The 17,635-nt window shown below is 35.2% G+C and carries 15 protein-coding genes; 8 read left to right on the forward strand and 7 right to left on the reverse strand.

Going from position 1 to position 17,635, the window contains the following annotated elements; translation table 11 throughout:
• Nucleotides 1–40 precede the first annotated feature (40 nt).
• From AC07XN_RS16305 to AC07XN_RS16315, 3 genes are all read right to left on the reverse strand, one after another.
• A complete protein-coding gene (locus tag AC07XN_RS16305; RefSeq protein WP_494743849.1) occupies nt 41–1,837 on the reverse strand; it encodes a D-alanine--D-alanine ligase in 1,797 nt (598 codons plus the stop codon).
• Between the two features lie 186 nt (nt 1,838–2,023).
• Nucleotides 2,024–2,275, reverse strand: coding sequence for a NifU family protein (locus AC07XN_RS16310; RefSeq protein WP_309912759.1), 252 nt, complete (start codon nt 2,273–2,275; stop codon nt 2,024–2,026).
• Nucleotides 2,276–2,350: 75 nt separating this feature from the next.
• Nucleotides 2,351–3,454 (reverse strand): Mrp/NBP35 family ATP-binding protein, encoded by a 1,104-nt coding sequence (locus AC07XN_RS16315; protein WP_323251000.1) that lies wholly within the window; start codon nt 3,452–3,454, stop codon nt 2,351–2,353.
• A gap of 397 nt (nt 3,455–3,851) precedes the next feature.
• On the opposite strand from AC07XN_RS16315, the gene AC07XN_RS16320 reads away from it, so the two are divergent.
• The 5 genes from AC07XN_RS16320 (at nt 3,852) to AC07XN_RS16340 (ending at nt 8,707) form a co-directional block, all read left to right on the forward strand.
• Nucleotides 3,852–4,877 carry a sensor histidine kinase gene (locus AC07XN_RS16320; RefSeq protein WP_309912763.1) on the forward strand — a complete coding sequence of 342 codons (1,026 nt, stop codon included), beginning with the start codon at nt 3,852–3,854 and terminating at the stop codon, nt 4,875–4,877.
• A 137-nt stretch (nt 4,878–5,014) separates the two neighbouring features.
• Complete coding sequence (locus AC07XN_RS16325) at nt 5,015–5,911, forward strand: sensor histidine kinase (protein WP_494743850.1); 897 nt, start codon at nt 5,015–5,017, stop codon at nt 5,909–5,911.
• 531 nt (nt 5,912–6,442) lie between these two features.
• Entirely contained in the window at nt 6,443–7,186 is a 744-nt protein-coding gene (locus AC07XN_RS16330) for a LytR/AlgR family response regulator transcription factor (RefSeq protein WP_309912767.1), read from the forward strand.
• Between the two features lie 90 nt (nt 7,187–7,276).
• Nucleotides 7,277–7,903, forward strand: coding sequence for a uridine kinase family protein (locus AC07XN_RS16335; protein ID WP_309912769.1), 627 nt, complete (start codon nt 7,277–7,279; stop codon nt 7,901–7,903).
• Between the two features lie 111 nt (nt 7,904–8,014).
• A complete protein-coding gene (locus tag AC07XN_RS16340; RefSeq protein WP_494743851.1) occupies nt 8,015–8,707 on the forward strand; it encodes an SMI1/KNR4 family protein in 693 nt (230 codons plus the stop codon).
• Nucleotides 8,708–8,818: 111 nt separating this feature from the next.
• Here AC07XN_RS16340 and AC07XN_RS16345 read toward each other — a convergent pair whose 3' ends face one another.
• Together AC07XN_RS16345 and AC07XN_RS16350 are read right to left on the reverse strand one after the other, a co-directional pair.
• Nucleotides 8,819–9,259, reverse strand: coding sequence for a hypothetical protein (locus tag AC07XN_RS16345; protein WP_494743852.1), 441 nt, complete (start codon nt 9,257–9,259; stop codon nt 8,819–8,821).
• 133 nt (nt 9,260–9,392) lie between these two features.
• A complete protein-coding gene (locus AC07XN_RS16350) occupies nt 9,393–9,884 on the reverse strand; it encodes a gamma carbonic anhydrase family protein (RefSeq protein WP_309912771.1) in 492 nt (163 codons plus the stop codon).
• A 147-nt stretch (nt 9,885–10,031) separates the two neighbouring features.
• Here AC07XN_RS16350 and AC07XN_RS16355 point away from each other — a divergent pair, with 147 nt between their 5' ends.
• Both AC07XN_RS16355 and AC07XN_RS16360 read left to right on the forward strand, forming a co-directional pair.
• The gene (locus AC07XN_RS16355; protein ID WP_494743853.1) at nt 10,032–11,852 is read left to right on the forward strand and encodes a 3-keto-alpha-glucoside-1,2-lyase-like domain-containing protein; all 1,821 of its coding nucleotides are present in this window, start codon (nt 10,032–10,034) and stop codon (nt 11,850–11,852) included.
• A gap of 40 nt (nt 11,853–11,892) precedes the next feature.
• Nucleotides 11,893–13,875 carry a c-type cytochrome gene (locus AC07XN_RS16360; protein ID WP_494743854.1) on the forward strand — a complete coding sequence of 661 codons (1,983 nt, stop codon included), beginning with the start codon at nt 11,893–11,895 and terminating at the stop codon, nt 13,873–13,875.
• 63 nt (nt 13,876–13,938) lie between these two features.
• Here the strand turns inward: AC07XN_RS16360 and AC07XN_RS16365 are convergent, their stop codons facing one another.
• Both AC07XN_RS16365 and AC07XN_RS16370 read right to left on the reverse strand, forming a co-directional pair.
• Nucleotides 13,939–14,478 carry a methyltransferase domain-containing protein gene (locus AC07XN_RS16365; RefSeq protein WP_494743855.1) on the reverse strand — a complete coding sequence of 180 codons (540 nt, stop codon included), beginning with the start codon at nt 14,476–14,478 and terminating at the stop codon, nt 13,939–13,941.
• 59 nt (nt 14,479–14,537) lie between these two features.
• Entirely contained in the window at nt 14,538–15,491 is a 954-nt protein-coding gene (locus AC07XN_RS16370) for a DUF8428 domain-containing protein (RefSeq protein ID WP_494743856.1), read from the reverse strand.
• Between the two features lie 490 nt (nt 15,492–15,981).
• Here AC07XN_RS16370 and nadB point away from each other — a divergent pair, with 490 nt between their 5' ends.
• Nucleotides 15,982–17,565, forward strand: a complete 1,584-nt coding sequence (nadB, locus tag AC07XN_RS16375) for an L-aspartate oxidase (protein WP_309912786.1) — start codon at nt 15,982–15,984, stop codon at nt 17,563–17,565.
• The last annotated feature ends 70 nt before the right edge of the window (nt 17,566–17,635 follow it).

Here is a 17,635-nt window from a genome sequence, read left to right on the forward strand (position 1 = left end):
TTCATATACTTTATTAAATACTTTATTAATAAATTTACTTTTATAAATACACTGGTAAATCAATTGCAATATCGGTTGTACAAATAGATGTCAAATCAACTATTTCATGCAATTGCTCTCTACTAATTGCTTCCACTGTTCCTACTAATTTTCCTGTATAATGCAATGTGATTTTTTCGGCACTTTTTCTAGTTTCTACAATCAATGGGTGAATTGAGCCATCTAGTGCTTTACTAATATCTTCGGCAAATTCTTTAAACATCAAATTGGTTGGTAACAAGTATAGTTCTTCGCTAAGGTGGTTTTCACCTGTTACAAAAACTGGTACTGGATAATATTCTGTTGAAGCCGACAAGGTAGCATATACTTTTCTAGCTTTTACAAAACTTTCCTCTTGCTCTTCTGCCGAGAATCCTCCGAAAATAATCGCTACTTTTTGTCTATCCTCCATTTCTTCAAGGCGCTTAGCTATCGCAGTATCGAGCTTTGTTAACAATTGCTGAAATTTAAACGTGTTTTTCCCTGTACGCATTCTTTCGCGAATTGACTGGCGAATAAAATACGTAATAGAATCAGTTACGTTCAACCCGATTTCGGCCATTTGCTTAAAGATAATAGACGTAGGCGACATCCCTGGAATAGTGTTTGGGTCGTGCAAAATAACTTTCCCTTCAGGCGTAACAAAACCATCGATACGTGTACAAACGCCAAATTTTAGCGAATCAAATGCTTTTTTCACATCTGCTTGTACTTGTTGGTTATTCTCTAAAGATGTTCTAATCGGAATTTTTTTGCGAGTTGCCGACGATTGATATTTGGCTTTAAAGTCAAATACTTCCACATTAGCTACGATTTCAGTCGGTGGTAAAGCTACAGACTCACAGTCTGGATTTTGAATTACGCCACAGCTAAACTCCTGCCCTTTTACAAAACCTTCAATCAAAACGGCATCCTCGGAATTCATCGAAATCAGGGCTACATTTTCCTGTGAGTTTTCAAAATGTGAAGTAATTTTTTCTAATAGCTCAGCAGGGTGATATACAACTTCCCCATTCATCGAAACGGGTAATCCGATTCCTTCATCCAAATTCGCCATCGTCTGCACGAATGCTGTATGTTCCACACTATTCCATTCCTCTAAAGACACTTCTCTGATAAACAAACATTGTTTAACTGCTTTTACAAAGTCATCCACTGAATCTTTTTTCACAAAAGCTACTCCGATTGATGAACCTTGATGGGGAGCTTTAACTACAAATGGTAAACCTACTGATTCTTTTACTTCTTCAAACAATGCTATAGCATCTTTGCTTTCAAAATATTCACGGCTGATACTTGTCGTTTTTTTATCTAGTCCGACAGATAAGCGGATTAAATCATTCTGTGCAATTTTATCAATTCCTATTGATGACCCCATCAAACTTGGTCCTGAATAAGGAACACCATACCACTCTAATAATCCTTGGATACTTCCGTCTTCACAAGCAGGCCCATGCATGGCGATAAAAACAAAATCAAATTTCTTTGAAAACTGTTCTGGACTAATTCGCTCACCAACTTTTGAAATTATATCGTTCAATTCTTCATCCGATAATTGCCCTAAAGATTCAACATAAATACTGTAATCTCCTTGATATGATTTTGGTGGATAGAAATCCCGAATCGAAGCAGAATAGACTAAATCAGGATTTAGTAAAATAAAATTCCCCAAACCATCCACAAATACAGGAATTGGTTCAAAAAGAGTTTTATCAATATTTTCCATTGCGGTTTTACCTCCAGCAAAACTGATTTCACGCTCACGGGCAGGACCGCCAAAGAAGATGCCTATTTTCATAAAGGGAATTAATTTTTGATGTTGATATGGATGAAAACGATATAGTAGTTTAATCAAACGGTTTCTTCTAAAAACTAAAAGTTGATAACTGAATTGCGATAGCTTCTACTACAAGCAAAGGTAAGAAAAAACCCTTGTAGAATGTATGCTACAAGGGTTTTTGATTTATCGAGAATTTATATTGAATCACATATTTATGGCTTCCACCTTAGTGATTTCGGGTACTTCACGCAATATTGTTTCTTCAATTCCTCCGCGAAATGTCATGGCAGACATCGAACAAGAACTACAGGCACCTATTAATTCAAGACGAAGCGTATGACCATCAACAATTTCAAGGACACGTACATTTCCTCCATCTGCTTCGAGATACGGACGGATTTTATCTAAGGCTTTTTCTATTTTTTCCTGTAAAGGAGATTCGACTGTTGTTTCCATAAAATATATCACACAAATTAAGAATACTTCATTTGCGTTTTAATGGTAATAATTATCTCAAATATACAAGAAAAACTACACTTTTACTTGTACTGGAGTAGTCTTTTCTTTTGTTGCATTTCTGATAGCCACTTGCTGAGCCAACAATTCTGCTGATTGCTTAAATGCAGTGGCAATAATGCTGTCATTCATCACTGCTGGTTTACCTGCATCGCCTGCTTCTCTAATACTTTGTACTAAAGGAATTTCTCCTAATAATGCTGTTTCGTATTTAATAGCTAGGTTCTTACCGCCGTCTTTTCCGAAAATATAATATTTATTATCTGGTAATTCTTCTGGAGTAAAATAGGCCATATTTTCTATAACGCCCAATACTGGCACATTAATTTGTGGCTGACGGAAAAACATCAGTCCTTTAGTAGCATCAGCCAAGGCTACCTTTTGTGGCGTTGTTACGATTACCGCACCAGTTACTGGTACAAGTTGCACCAATGAAAGGTGAATATCAGAAGTTCCCGGAGGAAGGTCAATTAATAAATAATCTAACTCGCCCCAATGTGTATCACTAAAAAACTGACGCAAGGCTTGCGTAGCCATTGGTCCACGCCAAGGTACTGGATTATCTTGAGGAGCCAAAAAGCCCATCGAAATCATTTTGATGCCATATTGCATAATTGGCTGAATCATGTTTTTACCATTAATTTGACTCACCAAAGGTTGCATATCTTCAGCACCAAACATTACGGGAATAGAAGGTCCTGAAATATCAGCATCAATAATACCAACTTTAGCTCCTGAAAGTTTAAGTGCCATCGCCAAGTTGGCTGTTACTGTAGATTTTCCCACTCCTCCTTTTCCAGAAGCAATCGCAATAATATTTTTGACATTAGGCAATAATGCTGTTCCCATTCTTGAAGAAGTAACATCGGCTGTCATATCAATTACTACACTTAGATTTTCATCTACATGCTCATGGATAGCTTCAACGCATTCTCTACGAATTCTTTCCTTTAATGGGCAGGCAGGAGTTGTTAATACTACTGTAAAACGAACTTCACCAATACCTAATTCAATGTCTTTAATCATATTGAGCGTAACCAAATCTTTCTTTAAATCTGGTTCTTGTACCGTTGATAACGCCCTAATGATGTCTTCTTTTTTTATTTTTAAATCGCCCATTCTTATGTGTTAAAGGTTACGCTTTTTCAAAAAATCAATCCATTTAACTTTTGAAAATCCTTTGTTAAATCATGTAAACACTTCTAATAAAACTGAACGACAAAGATACATGAGAAGTTCGGAATTGGGAGATGTGAAATTAAAAAAGGTGAGTTCATTATAAAATAGTTGTCTGCAAATCCCTCCCTTTTTTGTAAGTAAGCTACTTTCTATGACAGGTTATCTATTCATCAAAACTATCAGTTTAATGAATATTATAACCTAAAAAGATTTTTTGAAATACCATTTTCAAACTGACATAAAGCTGATTCAGCATTACAATATACCAGTTCATGCAAAAATAGCCCAATCAAAGCCTATTCCTAGGTAAATTTGAAATGAAAAGGAGAGTAATTGAATGAGAAAAACAAGTAGCCATATTATTTTTTGGATAGCTTATGCTTTCTACTTTTTTTTATCTGGATTTATTACCATCCCTCAAAAATTTGCTCAGTCACACAACATGATTCAAAATGTTGTTATCTCAGTCTCAGAAATAATTATTTGCTTTTACTTACTGATTCACCGTATTCTTCCCTTTACCCTACCAACAAAAAGATATAGGATACTGTTTTTTTTATTAATTACGCTAGCTACATTATCTTCTTTGGGGAATGCTTTTTTTGTTTATCTTTATAGTCACTTCATCACTAATAACACATTTAGTTTTTATAAATCCTGTACAGTTGGTTTAAATAACGTTTACTTATCAATACATTTTGCCTTAGCTTATTGGTTTGCTACTAATTTCGTTCAGAATGTAAGAGAACAAAGCAAAGCTGAATTACAAAAAAGTATCCTTGAAAAATCTATTTTAGAAGCTGAGCTTTCATCACTTAAGAATCAAATCAATCCTCATTTTTTTTATAATTCTTTGAATTTTCTGTATGCTCAGGCACTACCAGTGTCAAGAAGGCTCTCGGATTCGGTGATGTTGTTATCTGAAATGATGCGCTATACCATCAAAGAAAACGATGCTGAAGGCAAAGTACCCTTAGAACAAGAAGTAAAATATATACAAAACTATTTTGCCATTCAACAAATGCAGTTTGGCGAAAACCTTCAGCTACAGATAGACATCATTGGAAATATTAATTATAGGCGCATTCATCCATTAACACTAAGTCCATTTATAGAAAATGCTCTAAAAAATGGTGATTTAAGTAGTGCAGAACAGCCCATAAAAGTGCTAATAGAAACACAGGAAAATGATTTATTTTTAACCATCATCTATTTAAGGAAAAAAGGAATAAAGGAAAGTGAAGTATATGATGATTTGATAGAAATACGAAGAAAACTTTACATTGTGTATTTTAATAATCATGTCGTCAAATTTGAACATTCTGAAAATATTCATAAAATCTTCCTGAAATTAAGTTTATGAATTCCATTAAAATAAAGTACCACTACTACTATTGGATATTAGATTTTTTGTTTCATAGCATTATTCATTATTCAAATTTCGATACAAAAATTAACTTAGTTAGTTTCGGAATTATCCTTTATAATATTCTGCTTAAAATGGCAACTTTTTACCTATCGTTAAAGGTAATTTTCCCTTTTTTGTTAGACAAGAAAAAGCCTATACTGCTAAGTATCATCATTTTTTTATCCATTTTTTCAATTGCAAACCTAGGTGTATGGATTGACAAAACATTAATGCCTATCACTGAAGCAAACATTCAGGCAACTCCCTTTTGGAGCATTAATGTGATGGTGAGGTCTTGGTATTTAATGATTATGATTCCTACGGCATTTGTATATTGGTATGCTGAAAAAACAATTATTCAAGAAAAAAAACAGCAAGAAATAGCCAAACAAACGAGTGAACTCGAAAAAATTATCGTGAGGTCAGAACTCTCGAGTATCAAGAATCAAATAAATCCAGAATTTCTATTCAATACGCTAAACTTTTTCTATTTCCAAGCAAAGACCCATTCCAGTAATCTTTCAAGGGCAATAACCTTGCTTTCTGAGATGATGAGCTACACCCTCCATGATAATTATCAAGTAGAAAAAGTGCCTTTAGCGTCTGAACTAAAGCATATTCAAAACTATATCGAGATTCAACAACTACGTTATGGTAATAGGTTACAAATAATTTTAACCGTTCTTGGCGATATTTCGGACAAACAAATCATGCCTTTAATTCTGATTACCTTCGTTGAAAATGCATTTAAGCATGGAGAGTTGAATAACCCACTGAAGCCTCTAAAAATTACAGTAAATATTGAAAAAGATGAATTGCAGTTTATGATTCATAATTATAAACGTCAAGGACCAATAGAAATTCAATCAGGAAAAATAGGACTTGAAAACACTAAAAAAAGACTTCAATTAGGCTATGCTGGATGTCATCAATTAGCTATCATCGACGACCCTCATTTTTATCAAGTAAACCTTTTTATTAAGATGTAACCAAGATATTCAGTACCCTATAAAACACAAAAGGCACATCATAGAGACGAGCCTTTCATTTCATTGATTAGATGAAAACTAGGTGAATATAATAGGCAGACCATCTACTAGAATGACGTTTACGCATAGAACTTATAAGTTCAAATTTTATTCTTATCGTTTGATTGTAAAAATTATTTACACCAACTCCTCTTAAAAAATGACGAACTACTTCTTTTCAAGGGTAAACTCAATTATCAGCATTTAACAGTTTTTTATACTCATTATCAAACACTACAATCTAGATTACAATCTGTAATTTTGCGTTGAAAAACGTATAAAGTAGCTTAAATAGCTTTTAAAAAACCAACATAATACTTTGTAAAAAAACTCAATAATATATAGTAGAAATAATTTTCGCAGAATGTTTTCACATTGTCTTATGCGCTGTGAAAACTTAAAATAATTATCCAAAATTGAATAACCATCCAACGGAATTCATCCTTTATTAACTTCAAAGATGAATTTTTACACCCTTGAATGAGCACCACTATGAGTATAAATTGTTTAATAATTGATGATGAGCAAGCTGCAATTGATATTCTAACAAGTTATATCAAAAACATTCCTTCTTTAAATCTTGTGGCAACGAGTATTGACCCACTAGAAGCGCTTGATATTGTCAATACTCAGAAAATAGATTTAGTTTTTATTGATATTCAAATGCCTGAGCTTTCAGGAATTAGTTTTATAAAACTTGTAAAAGGCAAATGCAAGTTTATTCTTACTACTGCTTACAGACAATACGCCATCGAAGGTTTTGATAATAATGCTATTGATTATCTGATAAAACCCATCTCCTTTGAACGTTTTTTACAGGCTTTACAAAAAGTTCAGATTCCACAGTCGTCGGGCAGTCAGCCTCAGGAAAATACAAGCAACTCACTTAATCCAGACAACTTTATTTTTGTAAAAACTGACAACCGAATCCAAAGAATAAATCTTTCGGAAATACTTTTTATTGAAGGCTTGGGAAATTATGTTACGATTCATACAGAAAAAGGAAAGTTTGTAACCCTATTGAACGTTAAAGACCTTGAAGAATCTTTGCCTTCTGAAAGTTTTGCACGTGTACATCGTTCTTATATTATTTCCTTGAGTAAAATAGAATTTATAGAAGGAAATCAGATTTATTTAGACAAAGACCTCAATATTCCTCTGGGCGATACTTACAAAAATCAGGTATGGGCCATCCTCGATGGTAAAATTATTACAGGGAAAAGACCTCCTTTTTAAGATTGAAAAAGAAAAGAGTCAGAATTAAAATACAAGTTGTAACAATCTTTCCGACCTTTGCTAAAATTTTTCAACGACTTTAATCATTTTATGAGACCAGACCAACGACCATTTATCGTAGGCATCACCGGAGGCAGCGCTTCGGGTAAAACATTATTTCTCAATCAATTACTTCATTCTTTTTCAAAAGATGAAATTTGCTTGATTTCACAAGATAATTATTACAAAAACAGACACGAGCAAGTTATCGATAAACATGGCTATATCAATTTTGATGAACCCGAATCGTTAGATTTACATCAATATGCGCTTGATGTGGAAACGATTCGTTCTGGTCAGGCTTTCCAACGGAAAGAATACACCTTTAATAATCCTGACATCATTCCCGAAATAATCACTTTTCATCCAAAGCCAATCATCGTAGTGGAGGGCTTATTTGTTTTTTACTTTAAGGAAATTGCCGATTTGCTAGATTTAAAAATCTTTGTGGACGCAAAAAGTAAAATCAGGCTAGATAGAAGAATCAGACGTGATGCGGCTGAAAGAGGATATGGTGAAAAAGAGGAAGTAATGTACCGTTGGGATAATCATGTTGAGCCCGCTTTCAAAAAATATGTAAAGCCTTATCGTAAAACATCTGATATTGTTATTCCAAACAATACTCACTTCGAAAAAGGTCTTGAAATTTTGGTGGGGTATTTAAGAAGTAAAATATAGACCCTTTTAAAGAGGCTAAATGGCTAGTGTTGTAAAAAGCATTAGCCATTTTTTTATAACTTACTAGTCTTAGTCTTTCTAAGACTAATCAAGCACAACCTTTATTATATCATGAACGAACAAATCAATAACATAAAAGACAAACTTGAACAACTAAAACGGTTGGACAAGAATTATAGATTGTTTGGTGCAAATAAGCATAAATATAAACTCAATCCCACAATTTCATTAGACAAAATCCGACAATTTGAATCAGCTCACAAAGTAAAATTACCAACTGATTATGTTGAGTTCTTGACAAATATTGGTAATGGTGGCGCAGGTCCATTTTATGGACTTGAACCAATAGAGGACTCTTTGTTTGATGATTTGCACAATAAAAGACCCGACTCATTACTTAATCCAAGTAAACCTTTTTTACATTCAGAGCCTTGGAATTTAGAATTTCAGCCATCTGTTGACGTAGATGAAAATGAAGAAGCATATCAGCTTGAACTTGATAAATTTGAAGATAAGTATTCTGACAATGAACAAATGAATGGAGTACTTGCAATTTGCAATTATGGATGTGCAGTTAGTTTAAATTTAGTCGTAAATGGGAAAGAGTATGGTTACATTTGGACAGATGATAGAGGTAGTGGAAATGGCATTTATCCTTCCTACGAACTTGGCAATGAAGACACTATTACTTTTTTGAATTGGTATGAGTTATGGCTTGATAACTCTATAATCAAAGCCACCATTCAAGTACAACACGAACAAGCAAACAAATTATTAAAAAAATCTTGGTGGAAACTATGGTAGTTTTTTTCTGTTGTTTTTGTCTCCGACTGATTTTAGGAAATATTACGATTAGTTGAGACGCTCTTTGCCGTTTTTAGTCGTAGAAAAATCGACTACCTGTTTGAGGCTAAATCATTTAATCTTAAAAGCCTTTAAAATGACAAATGCTTTACTAGTCAAACTATCGCATTGAAGTATAATCGAGTCCTCTGAAATAGATTTTACGAGATAAAATTGAGAATCCAGTTTAATCTTATTATCTAAAATTGTGTACTCCTCTGAATGAATTACATCTGATTCAGGGGTGATATAAATTGAATCAGCAGAGAAATGACTATACCTTTTTAAGATATTATTCTTCCCGAAAAATAATGAACTACCTGGAATGGAATCTTTCGAATTTTTTGGAGTATAATATGTTTCTTGTAAATTACCATCTATATCTGTTCGATAAACTACATCCCAAAATTTACCTTCATTTCCATTTGTTAAAATAGTTTCAATAGTATCTTTTTTTTTACAGGAAGAAGCTATTATTGTTAGCAGAACAATTCTAAATAGGAGTTTTGACATTTTATAAAAGTTTATGATTAATTTAATTATTTAAATAGAAAAAGATACACATTCAAGGTTCCTAAATACTGGTCTTAGGAGAGCCTAAGACTAGTCGGGTAACAGCTCACAGCTTAAATCTCAAATCTAATAACTATCCTATCAAAGGAAACTCTCCAGCCTGATGCCTCTTTGCCATTTCTACATAATGCAACGCACTTAAAGGTAGTTTTTGAGCTTGTTCAGGAGAAATTTGTTTAACAACTTTTGCAGGAATACCCACTACCAAAGAATAATCTGGTATTTCCATTCCCTCTGGTACCAATGCATTTGCCCCAATGATACAATATTTACCAATCTTAGCTTTATTTAATACGGTAGCTCGCATCCCTATCAACGAAAAATCACCAATGGTAGCTCCATGAACGATAGCTCCGTGTCCTATTGTCACATCGTTTCCAATAATTGTTGGGTCGCCTAAGTCAGCATGCAACACCGCAGTATCTTGAATATTTGAGCGGTCTCCGATATAAATTGCTTCTACATCTGCCCTAATGACAGCACCGTACCACACTGAAACATCTTTGCCAAAAGTAACCTGCCCCATTACAGAAGTATTGGCAGCAAAAAATGGTTTATTTTCCATAAAATTTCGATTAAAGTCGTTAAAACAAAGTTAAGCAAATCGTAAGCAATGAGTATAAACAGAAACAAAATCTATTTAATAAAGGATAAAACTATAGTTTTTGCGTGCTATATTTAGCCTCTTTTTTACAAACATTATCCTAAAAAAATGTCCAATTTACAAATTATGAAGAAAGCTTGGCTTGTTTCAGCATTGTGTTTTCCGATGCTTGCAACTGCTCAGCAAAGTGTTTCCTTAGACGATATGTCTTATTGGAAATCATCTGACAAAACGAACTGGCAAATTGCTGGAGATGTCACAGCAGACATATTAAAACCTGAAACAATGGTATTGGCGCCGGGGAAAGGCGTACTCGCTAATTTACCAAATGCACAAAATCGTTCTAATTTACAATCAGTAGCAGAATTTGCAGACGTAGATGTATCATTCGATTTTATGATGGCTGTACATTCTAACTCAGGATTCTACTTGATGGGAAGATACGAAGTGCAATTATTAGATAGCTGGGGTGTGAAAAACCCATCAACAGGCGACTGTGGAGGTATCTATAAACGTCGTCGCTATGAAAATGGCAAAGAAGTGCTTTATGATGGACACGCTCCTCGCTTAAATGCTTGCCTTGCTCCGGGGCTTTGGCAACATATCGATATTTCTTTCCAAGCCCCTCGTTTTGATGCTGCTGGGAAAAAAATTGCTAATGCTAAAGTAATTTCAATTAAACTTAATGGCATTGCTATCCAAGAAAATGTAGAACTGACAGGCCCAACTGGCGGTCCAATTTCTGAAACTGAAGCGCCAACTGGTCCATTCATGATTCAAGGAGACCACGGTCCAGTAGCTTTCCGTAATTTAAAAGTTTCTAATTTTGGCGGAAAGCCAGCAGAGCTTTCAAATATTTCATATAAAGTATTTTATGGAAATTTCAGAGAGCCTAAAGATTTCTTGAGTAAAAAACCAGATGTTACAGGTACACTAGACAAGCTTACTTGGGAAGTAGGTACTAAAACCAACGATTTTGCTCAGATTTTCAATGCTACTTTAAAAGTTCCTGAGGCTGGAAAACACCAATTTACTTTCCAAGCTGGTGGTAAATATTATGTAAATGTAAACGGAAAAGAGTTGCTTGACGACGCATGGACGACTTCTCGTGATAAACGTAGTGCATCAATGGATTTACCTGCTGGTAATGTCCCTGTTGAAATTACAGTTTATAAAACAGATGGTTGGGTTTCTCCGATTCTAGGAATGGAAGTACAAGGGCCAAATTTCCGTGCTGTTCCTTTTCATTCTTTAGGGTCAGTGTTAGCGGGTACTCCATCAGACCCTATCTTATTAGATGCTACAGAACCTACTTTGTTGCGCTCTTTCTCAGACATCAACAGAAATACTCCTAATGCTAAACGTATCGTTCATGCCATCAATGTAGGTAACCCTGCCAAATTGCATTATACGTACGATTTAGATAATGGTGCTATCGCACAAATTTGGAAAGGTGATTTCTTAAATACTTCGCCCATGTGGGATGACCGTGGTGATGGTTCGTCACGCCCAAGAGGACCAATCTTGAGTTTAGGTGATATTCCTCTTATCGTTTCTGGAGATTCAAAAGCAAGTGATGCACTGGGCACAAATGCAGGTTTCCGTACGTTGGGTTATGATTTAGATGCTGACAATCTACCAACTTTCCGTTATCAAATCTATGGTACAGAAGTAGAAGACCAAATAAGAGTAATCGACGGGAAATACCTTACGCGTTCGCTAACGCTTAAAAATCCAGAGGCAAACAATGCTTTAATGTGTCGTTTGGCTGTAGGAAAAAGTATCACAAAATTAACGGATGATACGTATGAGGTAAATGGCAAAAGCTATTACATCAAAGCATCAAATGCTACTATCGAAAAATCTGGGAATGATACAATATTGTTAGTACCAGTAAAAGACAAAGTACAATATTCTGTAATGTGGTAAAATCCCTCAACCTTATGAGGTTTTAAATCTGAAAAATCAAATGAATATCAAAAATATAACACAGTCGTTCAGCCATTCCCTTACCAAAATAGGTTTAGCTTTGGCAATGACTACTGGAGCTTTCGCACAGGATGGTCCAACTGAAAATGATTATTATAAAATTGCCAAACTTCCTATTCCAGAAGGAATCGTCTTAGAAGTAGGTGGTTTGGTTACTTTACCAAACGGTGATTTAGCAGCCTCTACTCGTCGTGGAGATGTATATATTATCGAAAACCCAAATTCAAGCTCGCCAGTGTTTCGCAAGTTTGCCAGTGGTTTGCATGAGATTCTAGGGCTTGCTTACAAAAACGGAAATCTTTATTGCGCACAAAGAGGTGAATTGACAAAACTAGTTGATAAAAACGGAGATGGTAAAGCAGACCGTTATGAAACTGTTTACTCATGGCCAATCTCTGGACATTATCATGAATACTCTTTTGGTCCTAAAATTGGCCCAGACGGAGCATTTTATGTAACTGGAAACGTTGGTTTTGGAAATTCTGACTGGTGGGCAGGGAAATCGTTTGTACCTTGGAGAGGCTGGACAATGAAAATTACTGAAGATGGTAAAATGACTCCTTATGCAGCGGGTATGCGTTCTCCTTGCGGAATAGGGATGATTGACGGTCAATTCTTTTATGGTGACAACCAAGGAGACTGGATGGGTTCTGGTTTTATCTCACAAGTTGAAGAAGGAGACTTTATGGGTCACCCAGCTTCATTGGCTTGGGCTGCTCGTCAAGAATCACCGGTAAAAATGCGTGCTGAAATGATTTATGCTAAGGTTGACCCAAGGGATAATCCGAAAGTTAAGCCTGAATATGTGAAGAATGAGCCGATGACTACGATTTACGAAATGGGCAAAACCACGTATCCAAACATGGGCATTAAATCGCCAGCAGTTTGGTTACCACACGGTGTATTGGGAGTTTCTACATCAGAAATCATTCAAGATGACACACAAGGAGGATTTGGACCATTTGCAGGTCAAGTTTTTGTGGGTGACGAAGGTATGTCTAAAATCGCCCGTGTATTCTTAGAAAAAGTAAATGGTAAATTTCAAGGGGCTTCATTTGATTTCAGAAGTGGTTTCCGTTCAGGTGTATTAAGAATGGCTTGGGGAACAGATAAGGCCATGTTCGTAGGTGGAACAAACCGTGGTTGGGGTTCTACAGGGAAAGAAGCTTTCGGTTTAGAAAGATTAGTATTCTCTGGAAAAATGCCTTTCGAAATGAAAGCTGTGAGAGCGATGCCAGATGGTTTCGAGATTGAATTTACATTGCCAGTTGACAAGAAAACGGCTGAAAATGTAAACAATTATGATGTTTCTAGCTATACATACAAATATCACCCTGTGTATGGTAGCCCAATTGTTGATAGAAAAGATAATGCTGTAAGAGGAGCAAAAGCAAGTGAAGATGGTTTGAAAGTAAGAATAGTAGTGGATAATTTACGTGAAGGTTATATTCATGACATTAAGCCAGAAGGCGTACTTTCAGCAACTTCACATTTGAATTTATTACACGGGTCGGCATACTATACATTGAACAGCATTCCTCAAGGTGCAAAAGCTAATATTACGTTGGTAACACCAAAAACACGTGAACAACGTGAGCGAATCGATATGGGGGCTAAAGTAAATACGCCAGACAACCAAATGAAAGAAGCGATGCCAACGGCTGCTGGCGAAAAAGCTAAAGCAAAAATGACATCAAGCGTAATTTCAGATGCTGAGGCGATGAAATTATTGAGCAAAAGTACTTGTTTGGCTTGCCATAAAGTGAATGAGCGTGCTGTTGGTCCTTCATATCAAGAAATCTCAAAAAGAAAATATTCGGCTGCTCAAATCGAAGCATTGATTTATGAACCAAAGCCTTCAAACTGGCCAGAGTTTGCAACACCAATGCCACCGATGGCTCACTTACCAAAAGGCGATGTTAAGAAAATTGCTGCTTGGATTAGTGCAATGGGTAAGAAATAAGCATTATTGTTTGTATTTATTAAAAAGGGACGATTTAGCTTTAAATCGTCCCTTTTTATATTTCTATCCTACTTTCCTAAAACAAAAAATCTTCACGTTATTCCCTTTATCAACTTGCTCGTTTAAGACAAATCCACATTTTTCTACCAATTCAATTAATTCATTTTCTAAAAACAATGGTTTTAAACAGCCTTCGTGTATTTCACCTGAATAGGTAGCTAATTGTTCCTCAATAAAAAGCAATCCATCTGCTTTTAATACTTCATAGCAATCTTTAATTATTTCATGAGGAAATGAAAACTCGTGAAAGCTATTAATAATCAATACTTTGTCGAAGGTATTTTTAGGGAGTAAGCTTGAATGTTGTGTGCCAATGACAGGAATAAATTTCCACTTAATTGGCTTTTTCATCATTTTTTCATAGAACAGAATTCCTTCGTTTATTTCCTCCTCATTGCATAAATCTGCATCAATATCCTGTAGATAAAACGTTAAATTATCCACTTGTGAGGCAAAGTAGATTTCCCACACGCCTCCACTAGCCCCAATAGAAGCAATGGTTTCTCCACTTTTAAATTGGTATGTTTTTAAAGATTTTTCCATAAAAAAGCCCTTTGCGATGAAAGGGCTATCCATATTAATACGATATTTTATTGGCTACTTTATTTAATTTCAAAACTTCCTCCTCCTATCTTATATCCTTCACAATATACTTCTGTCGTATAATGCCCAACTCGGTATTTAGCCATACCGCCTCGGGCATACACAAGCTCTACTCCTTGCCCATTATTCTGATACAAAATATCTTTCTTAACAGTATAACTGGTTTGTTTGCCTGCCAACTCAAAATTTCCAGAACCTGCATTACTGTCGTATAAAACGGCTCCATCAGGGTCTAACACTTTTACATATATAGATTTTACATCTTGTTTAGCAATCAGATTAGGTTGTAATTGAAACACTATCTTGATTTTATCAACCTTCGATACTCTATAAACACCGCTATCTCTTTCTTTATTTTTTCTTGAAATAGCAATCACTTTTACAGATTGAGCCTGTAGGGATGATGCCAAACTTACTTTAGCCGTGAGGGCTTGGTTTCTTTTGGTATAAGCTTCTAGCGAATCACTCAGTCCTTGCTTTTCTATTCTCAAAGTAATGTTCTCTGTAAACAACAAGGCATTTTCACCAGATAGACTCCTATTCTTTTCTGCTAGTTTGCTATTTTCCTTTTTGAATTTACCGATTTCAGTGTCCTTCTTGGCTAATAAACTTACATAATCCTTAATCTTACTTTCAAAGTGGGCAACTGATACACTATTTGCCTTCCGTAATAGCATTCTATCATTTTCTAATTGCTTTTTTGTAGCTTCCAAATCTTCAACCTTCCCTCCTAGTGATTTTATTTGAGCAATTTTGGCATCTAACTGAATACCTATAGAATCTAATCGAATACTTGTTGCAGATAATTCTTTTGCTTTTTGATGTATAATTACGTCCTGATTCTTCTTAAAATTGTTAGCATCAAACAACAAATAGGCAAGAATCCCCACTATAATAGCTAAAAAACCCGTCACCGCTTTCCAAATGCTACTACCTTTTGTTGTCTCTTCCATAAATAATTTAAATTTTGGCAAGCACTAGTCTATGGCTAACCTAATAATTTCATTGAGTTTCCGAATTTAATAATTCCGACTGGTTTAGAGAAATTTTTAACTGGAAAGTTCTCAGTCAAAAAGCCTTTAATTATACCATTTAAGCTACTTTGGCTGCTAAAACATGCATGAATATCATATATTTATCTATGCTTTTTATCCTGATTTACCGAATTAAAGCTTAAAACTTTAGCACCTAATTACATTGTTCTATGCAAAATTGATGCCCACTTTTTACAAAAATATGTATTCTATCTTAGAAACTACTGCTCACTACCTAAACATTTCAGTTACTATATATAAAGATTAGTGACTTATCTAAAAGCATTGTTTTATATAAATTCCAACTCAAAGTATAAATAAAGAAGTTTTTAAAATAACTTTGTTTATTCATGACATTAAAAATTTACATTAACTTATAAAATGCGGGCGGCAAGCCGTTTTCATCATTATGCCCCAATACGACTTTCTAGTTATCGGCTCAGGCATCGCAGGGCTTTCATATACAGCAAAAATTGCTGCCTATTTTGAGGAAAAAGGAAAAGATATTAAGATTGCTATCCTCACTAAAACCATAGAAGAAGAAAGCAATACAAAATATGCACAGGGAGGTATCGCTACTGTTTGGAAAGATGATGATTCTTTTGAAAAACATATCAATGATACGATGATTGCAGGCGATTTTATGTCGAATAAAAGGGCTGTCGAAATTGTGGTAACTGAGGCTCCTGAACGCTTAAAAGAGCTAATTTCTTATGGGACAAATTTTGACAAGAAAAATGATGGCTCTTATGATTTAGTAAAAGAAGGCGGACATTCTGACCAACGAATTTTACATCATAAAGACTCTACTGGTAACGAAATCGAAAGGGCTTTATTAGAGAAAGTAAAGTCTTTTAAAAGTGTTGATTTCTTTACACATTATTTTGCTATCGACCTTATAACGCAACACCATTTAGGCGAAAAAGTAACGAAGGATACCCCTGACAAAAAATGCTTTGGGGCTTATATTTTTAATACCCTTACTGGTAAAACTGAAACCTTTCTGGCTAAAACCACGCTGTTGGCCACTGGTGGTATCGGACAGGTTTATCAAAGTACTACCAACCCTACCATTGCAACGGGTGATGGCATTGCGATGGCATATCGTGCAAAAGCCTTTGTAGAAGGCATGGAGTTTATCCAATTTCATCCTACCTCATTGTATCAACCTGGCAAAAAGCCTTCGTTTTTGATTTCAGAAGCTGTACGTGGTCATGGTGGTATTTTAAAGAATATTGACGAAACTACTTTCATGGAAAAGTATGATGATCGTTTGTCATTAGCACCACGTGATATTGTAGCCCGAGCGATTGACTCTGAAATGAAAAAAAATGGTGTTGACCATGTATATCTGGATACTCGTCATCTTGAAAAAGAAGATTTCAAGCACCATTTTCCTATGATTTATGATTATTGTAAAGATAACCTTGGCTTAGACATTACGGGTGATGACATGATTCCTGTAGTACCTGCACAACATTATCTCTGCGGAGGGATTAAAGTAAACGAACATTCACAGACGAACATTAATTTCCTTTTTGCGGCTGGTGAATGTTCTTCTACAGGACTGCATGGTGCTAACCGATTGGCCTCAAATTCGTTACTCGAAGCCATTGTATATGCACATCGTGCTTTCTTGAAATCAATCGAAACCTTTGAACAAAATGTACTTCCAACGAATATTCCTGATTGGAATGATGAAGGTACGACGCATCCAGAAGAATTAGTATTAGTAACGGAAATGGCACGCGAACTGGAGTCAATTATGAGTAATTATGTGGGTATTGTAAGAACAGACCGACGTTTGAAAAGAGCCTATGACCGTCTGGAGCTAATTTATATTGAACACGAAGAACTTTACAGACAATCTAAAATATCTGTTCAAATCAATGAATTGAGGAATATGATTAATGTAGCTTACTTAGTCATTAAAGATGCCAGAGCCAGAAAAGAAAACAGAGGTTTGCATTACAATCTTGATAATATTAAGTAAATAAAAAAGAATGCTCAAATTCTTTCTATTAGGTGGCGACTTAAGTCACCACCTAATAGAAACGGGACAT

Source organism: Arcicella sp. GW458-12-2-14-TSB2, from assembly GCF_059423785.1.